This window comes from Sphingomonas sp. Ant20, assembly GCF_000783375.1.
GTDB lineage: Bacteria > Pseudomonadota > Alphaproteobacteria > Sphingomonadales > Sphingomonadaceae > Sphingomonas > Sphingomonas aerolata.
In genome coordinates, this window is sequence record NZ_JRVI01000247.1 from 1 (window position 1) to 2913 (window position 2913).

At 68.3% G+C, this 2913-nt stretch carries 3 protein-coding genes; all 3 read right to left on the reverse strand.

Annotated features, from left to right (window positions below; genetic code table 11):
• The coding region (locus tag NI18_RS19435) for a hypothetical protein (protein ID WP_037532525.1) at positions 1-197 on the reverse strand (197 nt) is incomplete at its 3' end.
• Positions 198-210: 13 nt separating this feature from the next.
• Positions 211-1689 carry an ATPase domain-containing protein gene (locus tag NI18_RS19440; protein WP_306286544.1) on the reverse strand — a complete coding sequence of 493 codons (1479 nt, stop codon included), beginning with the start codon at positions 1687-1689 and terminating at the stop codon, positions 211-213.
• A gap of 182 nt (positions 1690-1871) precedes the next feature.
• On the reverse strand, positions 1872-2913 hold a 1042-nt coding region (locus NI18_RS19445; protein WP_037532528.1), incomplete at its 5' end, for a DUF885 family protein.

Here is a 2913-nt window from a genome sequence, read left to right on the forward strand (position 1 = left end):
AGCAGCCGCTCCTGGTCGAGCCGCGACAGCGCGTCGTCGGTCAGGATCGCGCCGGCATGCGTGCCCCCCGCGATCGCCGCGAACAGCGCGGTCCCGTCGGCATCCGCCACCGCGGCGATATCGGCAGAGCGCAGCACCTGCGCGGTCACGTCGGCGTCGCGGCCGGTCGGCGCGACCACCAGGAAATCGTCGGTCATCACGGCCGGTCGGTCAGGATTCGTCACGGTTCGTCAGCAGGGCGGCGCTGCCCCCATATTCGGGCGTCCCGGTCAGCACGCCGCGAAACCCGGTCAGCTGCGGCCCGACGCGGATCCCGCCGCTGTCGATCCGGAACTCGCGCAAGGTCCCCTCATGCGGACCCATCCGGCGTTTCAGGAACGACATCACCCGCCGGATCGCGCCATCCGCCTCGAAGAACCTGAGCAGCATCACCGAATCCGCCAGATAGGTCAGGTCGACCGGCGACTGCATCGTCCCGATCATCCCGGTCTGCGTCAGGACGAGCAGCCCCAGCACGCCCTGCTGGTTCAGATAGGTCACGACCTCGTGCATCTGCAGCAGCATGTGCTGCTCCTCGGGCATGGCGAGTTGATAGCCCGACAGCGAATCGAGCACGACCACCGTCGCGCCGACGCGCTCGACCTGGTCGCGGATGATCCCGGTCAGCTCGCCCGGCGACAATTCGCCCGGATCGACCTGGCGGAAGCACAGCCGCCCCGCCGCGACATGGTCGCTGAGGTCAAGGTCCATCCCCGCCGCGCGGCGCATGAACACGCGCTCGGTCTCGTCGAAGCTGACGAACAGCGCCTTTTCCCCGCGTTCGAGCGCGGCAAAGACATATTGCAGCGACAGCGTCGTCTTGCCCGATCCCGACGGCCCGATGATCAGTGTCGTCGTCCCGTAATCGAGCCCGCCGCCCGACAGCGTGTCGAGCTCCTCGATCCCGCTCGACGCCAGCCGGTCGACGAAACCCGTATCGGGATGCGCGACCGCGGTCAGCCGTGGAAAGATCTGCAGCCCGCCGCGCCGGATCACGAAGTCGTGGAAGCCGCCGCGAAACGCGCGCGCGCGCATCTTGTAGACGCGCAGCCGCCGCCGCTCGGATCCATAGGGCAGCGCGATCTGTTCGAGCCGGACGACGCCGTGCGCCAGGCTGTGCAGGCTGAGATCGTCCTCGGTCTGCGTCAGGTCGTCGAGGAACAGCGCGGTGCAGCCGCGCTGCGCGAAATAATGCTTGAGCGCGAGCAGCTGCCGGCGGAACCGCAGCGGCCCCTGCGCGAGCAGGCGGATTTCGGACAGGCTGTCGAACACGATCCGCGTCGGCTCGACCTTGCTGACCGCCTCCATCACCATGTTGACCGTCTCGCCGAGTTCGAGATCGGACGAATAGACGATCGACTGTTCGCGATCGACGTCGAGGCTCAGCTCGGGCGGCACCAGTTCGAAGATGTCGACCCCGGTCATGTCCCAGCCATGCGTCTTGGCGACATGGAGCAACTCGTCGCGGCTTTCCGACAGCGTGATGTACAGGCACCGCTCGCCCGCATCGCGCCCGGCTAGCAGGAACTGCAGCCCGAGCGTAGTCTTGCCCGACCCCGGCTCGCCCTCGATCAGGTGGACGCGGTTATACGCATAGCCGCCGTCGAGGATGTAGTTCAGCGGGCCGAGGCCGGTCGATACGACGCTCACGTCGGAGGGTGATGACGGTTCTTGACGCACGCGACATTTCTCCAGGCCAGTCCGGGCGCCGCGCCGGACCATGTCCGGTTCGAGAGCCCCCGCCCAACAACCCCCCGGCAACGCACAAGTTTCCGCTGCGGAATTTTTGCAAAAGTCACCGCGGTCCGGCCGCGTCGGCAAGCTGGGGGGCCTTAAGCCCCCGCCCCCGTCCGGCGCACCACGCGTTCGAGGATCGCGAGCGGCATCGCCCCCTTCAGCAGCACCGAATGAAAGCCCTTCGGCGTATATCCCGGCCGCGTCTTCGCCTCGTCGCGCAGGCGCGTCCACACCGTGTGGCCGATCTTGTAGCTGCATGCCTGGCCGGGCCACACCGTGTAGCGGTCGATCTCGCCCTGGCTGCGGCCGCGCGCGATCCCCGTCGTCGCGATCAGGTAATCGGTCGCCTTTTCGCGGCTCCAGCGTTTCGCGTGCATCCCGCTGTCGACCACCAGCCGCGTCGCGCGGAACAGCAGCGACTGGAGATAGCCGACCTGCCCCAGCGGATCGCCCTCGTACATCCCCATCTCGTCGGCGAGCTGTTCGGCGTAAAGCGCCCAGCCCTCCGAATAGCCGCTGAAGAAGCCGCGCCGGCGGATCAGCGGGATCTGCTCGCTTTCGAGCGCGAGGCTGACCTGGAGATGATGCCCCGGCACCGCCTCGTGATGCGTCAGCGTGGCGAGCCCGAATTTGGGCCGGTCGAACGTATCGCGCAGGTTGATATAATAGATCGCCGGTCGCGACCCGTCGAGCGAGGCGTTCTGGTAATAGCCGCCCGGCGCGCCCGCCTGGATCGTCGGCGGCACGCGGCGCACCTCGACCGGCGCCTTGGGCAGGCTGGCGAACGCCTCGGGCAGCCGCGCCTGCATCGCGACGATCTGCCGGTTGAGATGCGCGAGCAACGCGTCGCGGCCCGCATCGGTGTTGGGATAAAGCTGGTCGGGCCGCTTGTTGAGCGCCACCAGCCGCTCGCCGACGGTCCCTTGCGTCATCCCCTGCGTCTTCAGGATGCCGTCGATCCGCGCGCCGATCTCGGCGACCTGCGCGAGGCCCAGCCGGTGGATCTCGTCCCCGCTCATCGCCACCGTCGTCGCGGCCTCCGCCGCCGCGGCATAATAGGCGTCGCCATCGGGCAGCCGCCAGCACCCCGCATCGTGCACCGCCTTGGCGCGCAGCTCGGCGACCAGCGCACGCTCT